Raw genomic sequence first — 15,380 nt, 5'->3', positions numbered from 1 at the left:
GCGCCCGGCGGGCTCACTCGTCGAGCGCGAGTTCCTTCGGCAGCTCGAAGTCGCGGGAGGCGAGCTCCTCGATGTTGACGTCCTTGAACGTCAGCACGCGCACCGACTTCACGAACCGGTCGGAACGGTAGACGTCCCACACCCACACGTCGCGCATCGTCAGCTCGAAGTAGAAGTCGTGCTCGGTGTCGCGGCGCACGAGTTCGACCTCGTTCGCCAAGTAGAACCGTCGCTCGGTCTCGACCACGTACGAGAACTGCGAGACGATGTCTCGGTACTCGCGGTACAGGGCCAGCTCGACCTCGCGGTCGTAGTCCTCGAATTCGTCCTCGTCCATCCCGTCCATCCTATGTCGGCGCGGCGGGCGGGCGGGGCCTCAGAACAAGGGGGCGGGAACGCTCGACTTGACCCAGGTCGCCCGGTGCAGGTGCGAGAGGCCCGATTCGGCGATCGCGGCGAGGTGCGCGGCCGAGCCGTAGCCCTTGTTGCCGTCCCAGCCGTAGTGCGGTTCCGCCTCGTGGGCGGCGCGCATCGCGCGGTCGCGGTGCACCTTCGCGATGACCGACGCCGCGGCGACGGCGACGCAGTCGCGGTCGGCCTTGGGCCGCACCGTGACGGGCATCCCGGCACCCGGCCCGCCGGCGATCGCGGGCGTGAGCCAGTCGTGCGAGCCGTCGAGCAGGATGACCGTGCCCGCGGGCGCGGGAGCGACGGCGAGGAGCGCGGCGACGGCACGCGCCGCGGCGAGCCCGAGTCCCGTCACGATGCCGAGTTCGTCGACCTCGCGCGGCGTCGCCTCACCGACGGCGTGACGCACCGCCCACTCGCGCACGAGCGGGTCGAGGAGCTCGCGCCGCGGTTCGGAGAGCAGCTTCGAGTCGCGCAGCCCCTCGGGCCACTCGGCGACGCCGGCCTCGAGCAGGACGACGCCCACGGTGACCGGGCCGGCGATCGCGCCGCGGCCGACCTCGTCGACGCCGATGACGGCCGGGCATCCCGAGGCGAAGAACGCCTGCTCGACCTCGAGCGTCGGGAGGACGACCGCCATCACTCGCCGCCGGTGGTCGCGCCGGAGTCGGCGGGGACGTCGGCGGGGTCGGGGACGCCGTCGAAGACCTCGGGGTAGTTGCCGAGCCAACCCCAGCGGGACACCGGCCAGCTGATGACGAACGCACGGCCGACCACGTCGTCGATCGGCACCGAGCCGCCGCCGGGCATGTCCATGTGGTAGCGCGAGTCCTGCGAGTTCCAGCGGTTGTCGCCCATGACCCACATCGAGCCCTCGGGCACCGTCACGGAGAAGTCGATCTGCGAGACGCGCGACTCGCCGACCGGCAGCTTCACGTACGCCGACTCGTCGAGCGGCACGCCGTTGACCGAGAGCTGGCCGAGGGCGTTGCAGCACTCGACGGTGTCGCCCGGCAGGCCGATGACGCGCTTGATGAGGTGGTCGTCGGAGTCGGGGGCGGCGAGCCCGACGAGGGAGAGGAACCACTCGACAGCGGCCGTGACCGGCGACTGCTCGATCTCCGGCGCGCTGTCGAGCCATCCGCCCGGATCCTGGAAGACGACGACGTCGCCGCGCTCGAGTCCCACGACGTCGGGGACGAGCTCGTTCACGATGATGCGGTCGTCGACGACGAGCGTGTTCTCCATCGACCCGGACGGGATGAAGAAGGAGCGGATCAGGAACGTCTTGATGAGGAACGAGACGAGCACGGCGACGACGAAGATGATCGCCAGATCGCGCAGGAAGAGCAGGAAACCGCGTCGACGATCGGGTTGCTGGCGGAGTGCGTCCGTCGTCGTCTGTTCCACATCGCCTCCGCCCGTGCCCCCGCGGCGATCGCGTGGTGCTCGGTGCCCGGAAAAACGACCGGGCTCCCCGTCCAGTGTAGGACGGGGAGCCCGGTGCGCTTGACGCGACGAGATCAGTTCTCGCGCTTCTCCTTGATCTTGGCCTTCTTGCCACGGAGCTCGCGGAGGTAGTACAGCTTCGCGCGACGGACGTCACCGCGGGTGACGATCTCGATCTTGTCGATGACCGGCGAGTGCACGGGGAACGTGCGCTCGACGCCGACCTGGAAGCTCACCTTGCGGACCGTGAAGGTCTCGCGGACGCCCTCGTTCTGGCGGCCGATGACGACGCCCTGGAAGACCTGGACGCGCGAACGCGAACCTTCGATGATGTTGACGTGCACCTTGACGGTGTCGCCGGGGCGGAAGTCGGGGACGTCCGACTTCAGGCTCGCGGCATCGACGGAGTCGAGGATGTGCATGATGAATCGCTCTCTGCGCCCGCCGCCGGTCGAACGCGTCTCAATGGTTGGAAGTGTGCGGTGCCGTAGTGATCGCGGCGCGCCGGGCTCCGCGAGGGAGCGGCGCAGCCCCCCGGAGGCAGGGCGTGCGACGGCACAAGCATCCATTCTGCCAGATGAGGCGGGATTCCGCCAAAGCGGGGCAGGGCGCCGACGTCGGGCCGGCGCCGGATCAGCCCTCGCCGTCCTTGCGGGCCTCGCGCACGACGATGACCTCGCCGAGGTCGGTCGGCGCGGCGTTGGGCGTCGCGGGGCCGAACGGCGGCACCTGGCCGGGAGCGCCGGCGCCGCGCTCGAACGCCGCGCCAGCGTCGAACTGCGTCTTGGCGGCGCGCGCGCCGTCCTGCAGCAGGGCGATGAGCGCGTACCAGAAGGCGACGATCGCGGCGATGACGGCGACGACCGTCCAGCCGACGGCCGCGTCGCCGTAGAAGCCGATCCCGATGATCGCGAGGTCGAGGATGCCGAACATGCCGACGTCGCGCCACGTCACCGCTTTCTCGGTACGGACGGCGGGACGCGCCCACACGAGCAGCGCCAGCACGCCGAGCACGACGAACACGACCGGGGTGAGCACCGCGAGCCCGAGCACGCCCCACGCGCTGCCGCCCCACAGCGCCCAGCCGACGAACAGCCAGACGGGCAGCACGATCGGCGCGAGCTGCAACCAGCGGGCGAAGAGCTTGCGGAAGGCCATGCGTCCAGGCTAGATCCGCACCGCTCGGAGGGAGCCGGGAATCCGGACGCGTTCGCCCAGGGCGTGCCGGATGTCCGTCGCCGCCCGTCCCTCGCCGCCGCTCCGGCGACTTCCAGGCCGGTCGGGGCGTGCGCCCAGCCGGAGACGGCAAGATGGATGCCACGAGGATGAAGGAGAACCCCCACGTGATCGAACTGCGCACCCCTGCTGAGATCGAGCAGATGCGACCCGCCGGCCGATTCGTGGCGAGCGTGCTGCAGGCGACGAGCGCCGCGGCGAAGGTCGGGGTGAACCTCCTCGAGCTCGACGAGCTCGCGCACCGGATGATCCGCGACGCCGGCGCAGAGTCCTGCTACATCGACTACCACCCCTCGTTCGGCGCGAGCCCGTTCGGCAAGGTCATCTGCACCTCGGTCAACGACGCCGTGCTGCACGGCCTCCCCCACGACTACGTGCTGCGCGACGGCGACCTGGTGAGCCTCGACTTCGCGGCCTCGGTGAACGGCTGGGTCGCCGACTCGGCGATCTCCGTCATCGTCGGCACGCCGAAGCCCGCCGACCAGCGGCTCATCCGCACGACCGAGGAGGCGCTCGCCGCCGGCATCGATGCGGCCCGGGTCGGCAACAAGATCGGCGACATCTCCGCCGCGATCGGGTCGGTCGGCAAGGGCCACGGGTACAAGATCAACCTCGATTTCGGCGGTCACGGCGTCGGCCGCACCATGCACGGCGACCCGCACGTGCCGAACGACGGCCGCGCCAAGCGCGGACTGCCGCTGAAGCCCGGACTGGTGCTCGCGATCGAGCCGTGGTGGCTCGAGACGACCGACCGCATCTTCACGGATCCCGACGGCTGGACGCTGCGCTCGCGCGACGGCTCGCGCGGCGCCCACTCGGAGCACACCATCGCGATCACCCCCGACGGCCCGCTGGTGCTGACCGCGCGCGACTGACGCGCCGTCTCGATCGACCGATCGCCGCCCGATCCCGCACGGGGTCGGGCGGTCGTCGTCCGTTCTCGGTCCCCGTCGCGCGCCGTCGCGATCGACCGATCGCCGTCAGTCCTCGTCGCGCGCGCCGTCGTAGCGGGCGAGGATGAGGTCGACGAGTTCGCCGGGCACGGGCTCGTCGAGCGCGACGAGGGGCTCGGCGACGAGGTCGGCGCCGGCGGTGTGCACGGCGTCGTTGAAGTTGCCAGGAGCCAGCAGGTAGGGGCCGACGACGATGCGGGCACCCGGGTGCACTTCGCGCACCATCTCCATGGCGTCGGGGAGGCGCGGGATCGCGGCCGCGATGAACCCGACCGTCACCGGACGGCCGAGTCGGGCTGCGAGCAGGCGACCTGTCTCGAAGCACTCCCGCACGGCGCGCGAGTCGCGGGAGCCGGCGGCGGCCAGCACGACCGCGTCGCCCTCGGCGAGCCCGGCGGCGCGGAGGCGCATGGCGAGCACGTCGACGATGCGGGGGTCGGGGCCGAGCGGGTCGGCGAGCGTGCCGCCGCGGCCCTGGATGCGCTCGAGGCCCTGGGCGAGGCCGGTGCGCACGTGGAAGCCGGCCGAGAGCACGAGCGGCACGATGACGGCGCCCGGCGCGTGCATCCGCTGCGCGAGGGCGACGGCGACGTCGGTGTGGGCGGCGTCGACGAAGGAGATGCCGACGTCGAGCTGGGGGCGCTCGGCCGCGATGGCGTCGACGAGGGCGATGATCGCCGAGCGGTTCTGGGCCGACGGCGCACCATGCGTGACCGCGAGGAGCGTGAGCGGGGCGAGCCTCGTCCGGGTCTCGACTCGATCCGACATCACCGCTCCATCCACCGTCAGCGACCGGGACGGCCGTCTCGATGAAGCTATGGAGACGGTGTTACCGGTCCGCCGCGCGAATGTTTCCGGTCTGTGAAATCGGCCCCACCCTCGTTCGGGGGTCGCGACAGTTCAGGAGACGTCGTCGCCGAGGAGCTCGGGACGCACCCGCCGAGTGCGCTCGATCTGCTGCTCGCGGCGCCACGCGGCGACCTTGCCGTGGTCGCCGGAACGCAGGATCGGCGGCACCTCGAGGTCGCGCCAGAGGGCGGGCTTCGTGTAGCTCGGGTACTCCAAGAGCCCCTCGCCCTCGTGCGATTCCTCGACGAGCGATTCGGGATTGCCGACGACGCCCGGGACGAGTCGACCGATGGCCTCGATCATCGCCATGGCGGCGACCTCGCCGCCGTTGAGCACGTAGTCGCCGAGGCTGAGCAGCCGCACGCGGCCGCGGGCCGCGTAGTGGTCGACCACACGCTGGTCGATGCCCTCGTAGCGGCCGCAGGCGAAGATCAGGTGCGACTCCTCGGCGAGCTCGCGGGCCGTCGCCTGGGTGAACCGCTCGCCCGCGGGCGAGGTGAAGACGATCACGGGGTCGTCGCCGGGACCGGCGTCGATGAGCGAGTCGAGCGCCTCACCCCACGGCTCGGGCTTCATGACCATGCCCGCACCGCCGCCGTACGGGGTGTCATCCACGGTGCGATGCCGGTCGTGGGTGTGTGCGCGCAGATCGTGCGCCTCGATCTCGAGGATGCCCGACTGGCGCGCCTTGCCGAGCAGGGAGACGTCGAGGACCCCGAAGAACTCGGGGAAGATCGTGACGATGTCGACGCGCATCCCCCCAGTCTAGGCGGGGTGCCCGAGCCCGCCCGGGGGCGCACGCCCGCGGTGAGCGACGGCGAGCGGACCGCCCGCTCAGGCCAGCGCGCGCTCGCGCACGGGCTGGGCGACGCGTACGGATGCCTCCTGGTAGCGGTCGAGGGCGACGGCGACGAGCTCGGGCGGCACCGGGGCGCCGACGGTCAGGAGCGGTGCGCTCGTGACGTCGCCGCCGGCATCCTCGGCGAGACCCGCGAAGTAGCCGGGCGCGAGCAGGTAGGTCGCGACGACCACGCGGGCGCCCGGGCGGGCGGCGCGTGCCGCGGCCACGGCATCGGGCAGGGCGGGCGTCGCCGCCGAGATGAACCCGACGGAGACGGGACGGCGCAGCCGGAGTCCGAGGTGCTGCGCGACGACCCGGCAGTCCTCGACGGCGTGGGCGTCGCTCGACCCCGCGGCGGCGAGCACGACGACGTCGTCGCGGCGGAGGCCGGCCTCGTGCAGACGTCGCACGAGCACGTCGATGAGCCGGTGGTCGGGGCCGAGCGCTCCGGCGAGCGCGGAGGGCCGCCGCTCGGCGTCGAGGTCGCGTCGCAGGTCGACGCGGACGTGGTAGCCGGCGCTCAGGAGTAGCGGCACGACGACCGCCTCGGCCGACTCGTCGAGGCCGCCGAGCACGTTCGGCACGTCGGGCTGCTGCACGTCGACGAACCCGCCGGCGACGAGCGCGCCCGGGAATCGGCCCGCGGCCGCAGCCGCGATGGCGTCGACGTAGTCGGCGACCGCTGCGGCGCCTTCGGGCGAGGAGGTGCCGTGCGAGATGGCGAGGAAGGCGGGCGCGCTCACGCGTCCGCTCCCGGGGCCGCAGGTGCCGGGACCTCGACGTCGACGCGGCCGTCCACGACGCGCGTGCGGTAGGTCTCGAGTGCGAGGCCCGGTTCGCTCAGGCACTCGCCCGTGCCGAGGTCGTAGACCTGCTTGAGCAGCGGCGAGGCGATCGTCGGCCGCTCGCCCCTGGAGCCGACGATGCCGCGCGCCATGACGTGGGAGCCGGTCTTCGGGTCGCGGTGGGAGACGGCGTAGAGCTCGTCGGGGGCGGCGAGCACGAGGGCGAGCTGCAGCCCGCCGAGCAGCACCGCTTCGCCCCAGCCGACCTCGAGGTCGTCGAGGCGGCACACGGCGCGCCATTCGAACGGTGCCGTCGTGGTGGCATCCGTGTCGGCGGCCTCGATCGCGATCGTCATCCTGATCCCCTTCCGGACGCACCGCGGGCGAGCATCCGATGCCGAGCGTAGGAAGCGCGTGTTTCGCGAGCCCGCGCGCGGTGTTACCCCTGGGTGAAACCGACCTCACCGGCATCCGATCGAGCGGTGGGGACACTGAAACGGACGGTGATCCGAGGGCAACGACGCCGACACCGCGCCCGCATAGCGTGACGGCATCGCACCGGATCGAGGAGACCCATGAGCGCAACGTCCACGCCACGCCGCATCGTCGTCGCAGGCGGCGGCCCCGCCGCCCACCGCTTCGTCGAGGCGCTCGCGAGCGCGGCCTCGGCCGCGGACGAGCCCGTCGAGGTCCGCGTCTTCGGCGAGGAACCCCGTCGGCCCTACGACCGGGTGCAGCTCTCGAAGCGCCTCGACGGCACGGCCGACCTGACGCTGGCCCCGGCGATCTGGGACGACCCGCGGGTGACCCTGTCGACGGGCGTGAAGGTCGTCTCGCTCGACCGCGCCGCCCGTACGGTGGCGACGGACGCCGGCGAGACCGTCCCCTACGACGAGCTCGTGCTGGCGACGGGTTCGAGCGCCCCGGTGCCCGCGATCCCGGGCTCGCCGCTCGCCCGCGTCTACCGCACGGTCGACGACCTCGACCGGCTGCTCGCGGAGTGCGCCGAGATCGAGACGCGCGAGGGGCGACCGGCGCGCGTCGTCGTCGCGGGCGGCGGCCTGCTCGGCCTCGAGGCCGCCGGCGGCCTGCACCGGCTCGGGCGCCACTCGGTGCTCGTCCACTCGGGCAAGTGGCTCATGTCGGCCCAGCTCGACGAAGGCGCCGGCCAGGCGCTCGGCCGTCTCATCGCCGCCGACGGCCTGCACCTGCACCTCGGGGTGCGCCCGGCCGCGATCGAGACCGTCGCCGACGCGGATGCCGCGGACGGCTCCGGCGAGCGCGTCACGGGCGTGCGCCTCACCGACGACGTGCTCGTGCCGGCCGACCTCGTGATCTTCGCGATCGGCATCTCGCCGCGCGACGAGCTCGCGCGCGACGCGGGAATCGACCTCGGCCCGCGCGGCGGCGTCGCGATCGGCTCGGACTGCCGCTCCTCCGACCCCAACGTCTGGGCCATCGGCGAGGTCGCGAGTGCGTTCGGCCGGTGCATCGGCCTCGTGGCGCCCGCGAACGCGATGGCGGAGGTCGTCGCCGATCGTCTGCTGGGCGGGGACGCCGAGTTCACCAGCATCGACGACGCGACGAAGCTCAAGCTCTCGGGCGTGGATGTCGCGAGCTTCGGCGACGCGTTCGGCCGGGAGCCGGGCGCCCTCGAGGTCGTGTACGCCGACCCGGCGCGCGGGCTCTACCAGAAGATCGTCGTCTCCGACGATGCGAAGACCCTCCTCGGCGGCGTCTTCGTCGGCGACGCCTCCCCGTACGCGGGGCTGCGGCCGCTGCTCGGCCGCGAGCTCCCCGCCGAGCCCGGCGCGTTCCTCTCCTCCTCCGGCGACGCCCCCGCGGGCGTGGAACTGCCCGACGACGCCGTGCTCTGCTCGTGCAACAACGTCACCGCCGGCACGGTGCGCGGCGTCATCTCGGGCGGCGGCGAGGGCGGGGCGCCCTGCCACGACTTCGGCGAGGTCAAGGGATGCTCGCGCGCCGGCACCCAGTGCGGCTCGTGCGTGCCGCTGCTCAAGAAGCTCTTCGAGGCGGAACTGACGAAGTCGGGCGTCACCGTCAGCCGCGCCCTCTGCGAGCACTTCGCGCTCAGCCGGCAGGAGCTCTTCGAGGCCGTCTCCGTGCTCGGGCTGACCTCGTTCGACGAGGTGCTCGGCCGCTACGGCACGGGCCGCGGCTGCGACATCTGCAAGCCGGCCGTCGCCGGCATCCTCGCGAGCCAGCACGGCCGCCACATCCTCGACGAGGGTCGCGGCGGACTGCAGGACACGAACGACCGCGCCATGGCGAACATGCAGAAGGACGGCACCTACTCGGTCGTCCCGCGCATCCCCGGCGGCGAGATCACGCCCGCCAAGCTCGCCGTCATCGCCCAGGTCGCGACCGACTACGGGCTCTACACGAAGATCACCGGCGGTCAGCGCATCGACCTGTTCGGCGCCCGCCTCGAGCAGCTCCCCGAGATCTGGCAGCGGCTCGTCGACGGCGGCATGGAGTCCGGGCAGGCCTACGGCAAGGCGCTCCGCAACGTGAAGAGCTGCGTCGGCTCGACCTGGTGCCGCTTCGGCGTGCAGGACTCCGTCGGCATGGCCGTGCAGATCGAACTGCGCTACCGGGGACTGCGTTCCCCGCACAAGCTCAAGATCGGCGTCTCGGGCTGCGCCCGCGAGTGCGCGGAGGCCCGCGGCAAGGACGTCGGCGTCATCGCGACCGACCAGGGCTGGAACATGTACGTCGGCGGCAACGGCGGCTTCCAGCCCGCCCACGCGCAGCTGCTCGCGAGCGACCTCGACGACGAGACGCTCATCAAGTACATCGACCGCTACCTCATGTACTACATCCGCACCGCCGACCGCCTCCAGCGCACCGCGCGCTGGATGGAGGACCTCCCCGGCGGCCTCGACCACGTCCGCGACGTCGTCGTCGACGACTCCCTCGGCCTCGCCGCGGAACTCGAGGCCGCAATGGAACGTCATGTGGGCGACTACCAGGACGAGTGGGCGGCGACCCTCGCCGACCCCGAGCGGCTGCGCCGTTTCCGGAGCTTCGTGAACGCCCCGGACGCCGCGGATCCGTCGATCGAGACGGTCCTGGAGCGCGGGCAGATCCGTCCGGCCACGGCCGAGGAACGCGAGGCCGCCGGTCCCGTCGAGCTCGGGATGCCCACGGTCCGCCCCGCAGTCATGTCATGATGCTCCGCATGACCGATCCCGCACCGGCGCTGGGACGTGCGACCATCGCCGGCGGCGGGCCCGGCGACGACGCACTCCTGACCGCAGCCGCCCTCGAAGCGCTCCGCACCGCCGACGTCGTCCTCTACGACCGTCTCGCGCCCCACGACCGCCTCGCCGAGCTCGCGCCCGACGCCGAGCTCATCGACGTCGGCAAGCGTCCCGGCCACCACCCCGTCGACCAGTCCGGCATCAACGCCCTCATCGTCGAGCACGCGCGCCGCGGCGCCCACGTCGTGCGGCTGAAGGGCGGCGACCCGTACGTCTTCGGCCGCGGCAGCGAGGAGGTGCTCGCGTGCCATGCGGCGGGCATCCCCGTCGTCGTCGTGCCCGGCGTGACGAGCTCGATCGCCGTGCCGGCCGCCGCGGGCATCCCGCTCACGCACCGCGGCATCACCCGCCTCTTCACGGTCGTCTCGGGCCACGCCCCGCTCGACGAGGACGAACTCGAGCACCTCGCGAAGCTCGGCGGCACGATCGTCGTGCTCATGGGCGTCAACACGCTCCCCCAGATCGCGCCGGGTCTCGCCCGGCACGGCCTCGGCGCCGGCACCCCCGTCGCGATCATCGAACGCGGATGCTCCCCCGAGCAGCGCACGACGATCGGCTCGCTCGACTCCATCGTCGTCGACGCGCACACGGCCGGCGTCGCCTCCCCCGCGGTCGTCGTCATCGGCGAGGTCGTGCGCCTCGCCTACGCCGGCGACGCGACGGCCGCCGAACTCGTCGACCGCGCCGAGCGCCTCGGCGCGACCCTCTCCACGGCGGCGACGTGAACGACGTGCTCGCCGGAGACGGCCCCGCGCACAGCGGCGCACCGTTCGAGGAGCCCGGCGAGCGCGTGCTCGGCTTCCGGCCCGATCAGCTCGAAGGGTTCCGCATCGGCGTCACGAGCGATCGCCGCGCCGGCGACCTCATCGACGCGTTCGAGCGCCGCGGCGCGAGCGTCCTGCACGCGCCGACGCTGCACATCGCCAACGCGCACCGCGACGACCCGGTGATCGAGGCGACGCACGACATCATCGCCGCCCGCCCCGACGTGCTGCTCGCGACGACCGCGTACGGCGTGCGCCGCTGGTTCGAGGTCGCCGACGCGGCGGGCCTCGGCGACGACCTCGTCGACGCGCTGTCGAACACGAGCATCCTCGTGCGGGGGCCGAAAGCCCGCGGCGGCATCCGAGCGGCCGGCCTCGACGACGTCGGCATGAGCCGCGAGGAGACGACCCCCTCCCTCGTCGACAAGGTGCTCGAGGAGTTCCCGTCGGGGCTCACGGTCGCCGTGCAGCTGCACGGCATGACGGATGCCCCGCAGCTCGACCGCCTCCGCGCCGTGCACCCGCGCGTGCTGACGGTCGCCCCGTACCAGTGGCGCGAGCCCGACGAGGGCGACACCCGCGTGGCCCGCCTCATCGACGCGGTCTGCTCCGCGCAGCTCGACGCCGTCACGTTCACGAGCGCCCCGGCCGTCGACGCCCTCCTCGCCACGGCCGCCACACTCGGCCGCGAACGGGAGCTCATCGCCGCCCTGCGCGACTCGGTGCTCGTCGCCGCGGTCGGCCCGGTGACCGCGGCGCCGCTCGTCGACGTCGGCATCTCGCCGATCCAGCCGGACCGCTTCCGCATGGGCGCGCTCATCCGCCTCGTGTGCGAGGAGCTCGAGCGCAGCGCGGCCGGCGGCCTCGAGACCGCCCACGGCCGGGTGCAGCTGCGCGGCACGGTCGTGCGCATCGGTGGTCGGCGGGTGCCGCTCACGCCCACGCAGCTCGCCGTGTTCCGCACGATCTTCCTCGCGCGCGGCGCCGTCGTCTCGCGCGACGACCTCGCCCGGGCGCTGCCGGGCAACCCCGACGATCACGTGCTCGACATGGCGCTCAGCCGCCTGCGCACGGCGCTCGACGCGCCGGGACTCGTCGCGACGGTCGTCAAGCGCGGCTACCGCATCGCCGTCCTCGACGACTGATCGGCGCCATGGAGGCCGACGCCCGCACCCGCCGCGCCGCGGGTGAGTCGCGGGCGTCACACGGTCCTCACAGTCCGGTCCGGGTCCGGTGGGGACAACGTTCGGCGGGTGTTACCGGGGGCGCGGACCGGGGAAACACCCGCTCCGTAGCGTCGGAACCACTCATCCACCGGCACTGCGCACGCAGGAGGTTCCCGTGACCGAAACGCTCAACCCCACCGACGCACCGACCGACTCGACGACCACCGCGACGACCGACGTCGCCGCAGCGCCACTGCGCTTCCTCCCCGGCCGGTGGATCTCCGGCTGGAACCCCGAGGACGCCGGTCAGTGGGCCGGACAGGGCCGCGCGATCGCACGCCGCAACCTCGGCTGGTCGATCTTCGCCGAGTTCCTCGGCTTCGTCGTCTGGCAGCTCTGGTCGATCGTCGTCGTGCTGCTGCCCGGCGCCGGCTTCGACCTCACGACGAGCCAGAGCTTCTGGCTCATCTCGCTGCCGAGCCTCGTGGGCGCGACCCTGCGCATCCCGTACTCGTTCATGGTGCCGCTCGTCGGCGGGCGCAACTGGACGATCGTGTCGGCCCTGCTCCTCCTGCTGCCCTCGGTCGGCCTCGCGCTCGCGGTCGGCAACCCGGAGACGCCGTTCTGGGTGCTCCTCACGGTGGCCGGCCTGGCGGGATTCGGCGGCGGCAACTTCGCCTCCTCGATGTCGAACATCACCTTCTTCTACCCGCAGGCGGAGAAGGGCTGGGCGCTCGGCCTCAACGCCGCGGGCGGCAACCTCGGCGCCGCGGTCGCCCAGCTCGTCGTGCCGATCGTCGTCGCGCTCTCCGCGGCCGCGTCCCTCGGCCTGGGGCTCGGCGTCGCCGGCTGGATCTGGGTGCCCCTCATCCTCATCGCCGCGTTCGGCGCCTGGCGCAAGATGGACAACCTGACGAGCGCGAAGGCCGACCTCGGCGCGAGCGCCGCCGCGCTCAAGGAGCCGCACCTGTGGCTGCTCGCCCTGCTCTACATCGGCACGTTCGGCTCGTTCATCGGCTTCGCCGGCGTCTTCCCGAAGCTCATCGCCGACCAGTTCCCGGCGTTCGCGACGATCCCGATCGGCCCGGCCGCCATCACGCTGGCGTTCCTCGGGGCGCTCGTCGGTTCGCTGGCCCGCCCGTACGGCGGCAAGCTCGCCGACCGTTTCGGCGGCGCGACGATCGCCGTCGTCGCGTTCGCGGTCATGGGCGCCGTCGCACTCTCGGTCGTGCTCACCCTGCCGCTCGGGTCGTTCTGGCTGTTCCTCGTGAGCTTCCTGGTGCTGTTCGCGGCGGCCGGTGTCGGCAACGGTGCGACCTACCGGATGATCCCGGCGGTCTTCCTCGCGACGAGCGGCGCCACCGGTCCCGACGACCCTCGCGCGAAGGACGCGCAGCGCCGGTCGGCGGCCGCGCTCGGCATCATCTCCGCGATCGGCGCCTACGGCGGCTTCCTCATCCCTCAGGTGCTCAACGCCTCGCACGGTGCCACCGGCGGCTACTCGGCGGCGTTCCTCGGCTTCGTCGCGGCCTACGCGGTCTTCCTCCTCATCACCGTCTTCGTCTACGTCCGCCCCCGCGGCACCCTCGCCGGACACCGCATCTGATGGGCGCACTCCTCCACGGCACTGCCGTCGTCGGATCCCGGCCGGAGGCGGACCGGTGATGCGGGTCCTCGTCGTCGGATCCGGACCGGTCGGGGCCCGCCTCGCCGAGGAGCTCGTGCCCGCCGTCCGCTCGGGGTCGGTCGAGCTCACGCTCGTCGGCGCCGAGCCGGTGCCCGCATACAACCGGGTGCTCGTGGCCGAGCACGCGGTGGGCGGTCCGGTCTTCGACGAGATCGTCGTGCAGGACCCGGACGCGCTGGCCGAGGCCGGCGTCCGGGTGCGGCTCGGCACGCGGGTCGTGTCGGTGGATGCGGCGGCGCGGACCGCGCTCCTCGAGGACGGCGAGCCGGTCGAGTACGACCGCATCGTCTTCGCCACCGGCGCCCGGGCGAACGTGCCCACGCTGGACGGCATCCTCCGCGTCGCCCGCGACCGCACTTCGCTCGAGCGGGCGGGAACCGCGCTCGTGGGCGCCGACGACGCGCTCCCCTCGGGCGTCACGACGCTCCGCGATCTCGAGGATGCGGCCCGCGTCGCGGCGGCGGTCGAGGGCCGGCGGCGCATCGTCGTGCTCGGTGCCGGCGTGCTCGGGCTCGAGTTCGCACTGCTCGCCGCGCGGGCCGGCTGCGAGGTCGTCGTCGTGCACCACGGGCCGACGCCGATGCCCCGCAACCTCGACCGGGGCGGCGGGCTCACCCTCGCCCAGTCGCTGCGCCGGGCGGGCGTCGGCATCGTCGCCCATTCCCGTGCGGAGGCGATCGCCTACCGGCACGACGAGACGACCGGCGAGGCGCACTTCGACGCCCTCGTCACGGCCGACGGCAAGCACGTGCACGGCTCGCTCCTCGTGCTCTCGTGCGGCGTCGGCGCCCGCAGCGAACTCGCGACGCTCGCCGGCCTCCGCGTCGAGCAGGGCGTCGTCGTCGACCGCACGCTGACGTCGTGGAGCGACCCGTCGGTGCACGCGATCGGCGACTGCGCCCACGTCGCCGACCCGCCCGCGGAGGGCGATGCCGGCGGGCGGATCGGCGGCGGGCCCTCCGGGCTCATCGGCCCCGGCTGGCAGCAGGCCGACTGGCTCGCGGCGCGGCTGAGCGCCGAGGCATCCGGTGCGCCGTTCGACGTGCCGCCGCCCGCCGAACGCCCCGCCGTCGTCATGCTGAAGGGCGAGGGCGTCGACTGCGTCGCCGTGGGCGACGTCGCGGCCGAGCCGTGGGACTCCCCCGAGGACGGCCGCCGGGTCGCGCAGTGGGCCGACCCCGAGCACGGCGCCTACGTCAAGACCCTCACGCGCGCGGGCGTGCTCACCGGCTTCGTCGCCGTCGGGATGCCGCGCACCGCGGCCGAGCTCACGATCCTCTTCGACCGCGGCGGCGAACTGCCCGCCGACCGTTCGCTGCTGCTGCGCTTCGACGGCGCCGATCACGACCCGTCGTCCGAGTCCGCGACGATCACCCCCGAGACGACGATCTGCTGGTGCAACGGCGTGAGCGCCGGTCGCATCGCCGACGCCGCCGCGTGCGGGGCGACGTGCGTCTCCGAGGTCGGCGCGGCCACTCGCGCGGGCACCGGGTGCGGCGGCTGCAAGGACCGCATCCAGGCGGTGCTCGACGGGGCGATGTCCCCGGCGTCGGTCGCGTAGCCGGCCGGACCGCCTCGCGCGAGCGCGGCGTCAGCCGCGCGGGATCACCAGATCACGCCGCCGCCGATGGAGATGCCGCCCCAGGTGAGGGCGATGAAGATCGCCGCGAAGACGACGGGCGCGATGCCCTTGCCGCCGCGGGCGAGCCCCTTCAGCAGGGCGATCACCGCGAGGATCGCGGCGATGATCGACAGTCCGCCGCCGACGATCAGCCCGATGAACAGCGGGATGGGCATGAGCACGAGGCCCGCGAGGGCGACCCAGAATGCGGCCCAAGCGGTGGGATTCGAGGTGCGTGCGACGGCGTTCGACATGGCATCGATCCTCGCAGAACTCGGGCGGGCCCGCGTGCAGCCTGCGGGCGGACCCGCAGCGCGAAGGCCGCTCGGCGCGGCGC

At 73.1% G+C, this 15,380-nt stretch carries 16 protein-coding genes; 6 read left to right on the top strand and 10 right to left on the bottom strand.

The genetic code is table 11. The features are described 5' to 3' along the window. Positions 1-13: 13 nt before the first annotated feature. The 5 genes from GB864_RS07055 to GB864_RS07035 form a co-directional block, all read right to left on the bottom strand. Positions 14-337 (bottom strand): DUF2469 family protein, encoded by a 324-nt coding sequence (locus GB864_RS07055; protein ID WP_160423639.1) that lies wholly within the window; start codon positions 335-337, stop codon positions 14-16. Between the two features lie 39 nt (positions 338-376). Beyond that, complete coding sequence (locus GB864_RS07050; RefSeq protein WP_160423638.1) at positions 377-1,048, bottom strand: ribonuclease HII; 672 nt, start codon at positions 1,046-1,048, stop codon at positions 377-379. Further along, positions 1,048-1,818 (bottom strand): signal peptidase I, encoded by a 771-nt coding sequence (lepB, locus tag GB864_RS07045; RefSeq protein WP_336603904.1) that lies wholly within the window; start codon positions 1,816-1,818, stop codon positions 1,048-1,050. The genes GB864_RS07050 and lepB overlap by 1 nt, the downstream gene beginning before the upstream one ends. Before the next feature lie 113 nt (positions 1,819-1,931). Further along, positions 1,932-2,279, bottom strand: coding sequence for a 50S ribosomal protein L19 (rplS, locus tag GB864_RS07040; RefSeq protein ID WP_160423637.1), 348 nt, complete (start codon positions 2,277-2,279; stop codon positions 1,932-1,934). A 211-nt stretch (positions 2,280-2,490) separates the two neighbouring features. Further along, entirely contained in the window at positions 2,491-3,015 is a 525-nt protein-coding gene (locus tag GB864_RS07035) for a hypothetical protein (protein WP_160423636.1), read from the bottom strand. A 185-nt stretch (positions 3,016-3,200) separates the two neighbouring features. On the opposite strand from GB864_RS07035, the gene map reads away from it, so the two are divergent. Further along, a complete protein-coding gene (map, locus tag GB864_RS07030; protein ID WP_160423658.1) occupies positions 3,201-3,968 on the top strand; it encodes a type I methionyl aminopeptidase in 768 nt (255 codons plus the stop codon). Positions 3,969-4,073: 105 nt separating this feature from the next. Here the strand turns inward: map and GB864_RS07025 are convergent, their stop codons facing one another. From GB864_RS07025 to nirD, 4 genes are all read right to left on the bottom strand, one after another. After that, positions 4,074-4,814: a sirohydrochlorin chelatase gene (locus GB864_RS07025; RefSeq protein ID WP_160423635.1), complete on the bottom strand. Its 741-nt coding sequence runs from the start codon at positions 4,812-4,814 to the stop codon at positions 4,074-4,076. A 132-nt stretch (positions 4,815-4,946) separates the two neighbouring features. Continuing rightward, positions 4,947-5,651, bottom strand: a complete 705-nt coding sequence (gene trmD / locus GB864_RS07020; protein WP_160423634.1) for a tRNA (guanosine(37)-N1)-methyltransferase TrmD — start codon at positions 5,649-5,651, stop codon at positions 4,947-4,949. Between the two features lie 78 nt (positions 5,652-5,729). Then, positions 5,730-6,479, bottom strand: a complete 750-nt coding sequence (locus tag GB864_RS07015; protein WP_160423633.1) for a CbiX/SirB N-terminal domain-containing protein — start codon at positions 6,477-6,479, stop codon at positions 5,730-5,732. Beyond that, positions 6,476-6,877, bottom strand: coding sequence for a nitrite reductase small subunit NirD (nirD, locus tag GB864_RS07010; RefSeq protein WP_160423632.1), 402 nt, complete (start codon positions 6,875-6,877; stop codon positions 6,476-6,478). The genes GB864_RS07015 and nirD overlap by 4 nt, the downstream gene beginning before the upstream one ends. Before the next feature lie 219 nt (positions 6,878-7,096). Here nirD and nirB point away from each other — a divergent pair, with 219 nt between their 5' ends. From nirB to GB864_RS06985, 5 genes are all read left to right on the top strand, one after another. Further along, positions 7,097-9,715, top strand: a complete 2,619-nt coding sequence (gene nirB / locus GB864_RS07005) for a nitrite reductase large subunit NirB (protein ID WP_160423631.1) — start codon at positions 7,097-7,099, stop codon at positions 9,713-9,715. 8 nt (positions 9,716-9,723) lie between these two features. Next, a complete protein-coding gene (gene cobA / locus GB864_RS07000; RefSeq protein WP_236778946.1) occupies positions 9,724-10,530 on the top strand; it encodes a uroporphyrinogen-III C-methyltransferase in 807 nt (268 codons plus the stop codon). Beyond that, positions 10,527-11,714 (top strand): uroporphyrinogen-III synthase, encoded by a 1,188-nt coding sequence (locus GB864_RS06995; protein WP_336603903.1) that lies wholly within the window; start codon positions 10,527-10,529, stop codon positions 11,712-11,714. The genes cobA and GB864_RS06995 overlap by 4 nt, the downstream gene beginning before the upstream one ends. 196 nt (positions 11,715-11,910) lie before the next feature. Next, on the top strand, positions 11,911-13,341 hold the full coding sequence (locus tag GB864_RS06990; RefSeq protein ID WP_419672776.1) for an MFS transporter: 1,431 nt from the start codon (positions 11,911-11,913) through the stop codon (positions 13,339-13,341). Between the two features lie 58 nt (positions 13,342-13,399). Further along, positions 13,400-14,983, top strand: a complete 1,584-nt coding sequence (locus GB864_RS06985; protein ID WP_160423629.1) for an FAD-dependent oxidoreductase — start codon at positions 13,400-13,402, stop codon at positions 14,981-14,983. Between the two features lie 44 nt (positions 14,984-15,027). On the opposite strand, the gene GB864_RS06980 is transcribed toward GB864_RS06985, so the two are convergent. Continuing rightward, positions 15,028-15,297 carry a hypothetical protein gene (locus GB864_RS06980; RefSeq protein ID WP_160423628.1) on the bottom strand — a complete coding sequence of 90 codons (270 nt, stop codon included), beginning with the start codon at positions 15,295-15,297 and terminating at the stop codon, positions 15,028-15,030. Between the last annotated feature and the right edge of the window lie 83 nt (positions 15,298-15,380).

This window comes from Agromyces seonyuensis, assembly GCF_009789225.1.
In the GTDB taxonomy this organism is placed as follows: domain Bacteria; phylum Actinomycetota; class Actinomycetes; order Actinomycetales; family Microbacteriaceae; genus Agromyces; species Agromyces seonyuensis.
Note: the sequence above shows the minus strand (reverse complement) of the source record. Positions and strands in the feature narration are given on the sequence as shown.